The following is a 308-nucleotide window of genomic DNA, read 5'->3' on the forward strand; positions in this document are numbered from 1 at the left end:
TTCGTGAAGACGATAATATGAAAGACCCAACGTCCTATCCAGATTATCCAAATCCAAAGTCTAAAGATGTAAGACTATACCTAACAAGTGGTGCTCCTAAAGCTGGAGGTTTAAAACTAACCACTCCAAAACAGCAGAATACTGAAACACTAATAGACAATTATTCTTTTAGCGGCGAAGCATTAGCCAATGCTGAACTAACACAACACAGGCTGCTCTACGTTACACCCAAACTTAGTAAAGATATACATATTTCTGGTGTGCCAAAAATTACAGTAACTTTAGCTAGCAGTAAACCTGCAGCCAAT

General features: G+C 38.3%; 1 protein-coding gene. It reads left to right on the forward strand.

Features of this window, described 5'->3' with window-relative positions; all coding sequences use genetic code 11:
• A partial coding sequence (locus EYD46_RS17615; RefSeq protein WP_317128092.1) for a CocE/NonD family hydrolase C-terminal non-catalytic domain-containing protein occupies nucleotides 1-308 on the forward strand: 308 nt, incomplete at both ends.

The sequence above is a fragment of the Hyunsoonleella pacifica genome (assembly GCF_004310335.1).
Classification (GTDB): domain Bacteria; phylum Bacteroidota; class Bacteroidia; order Flavobacteriales; family Flavobacteriaceae; genus Jejuia; species Jejuia pacifica.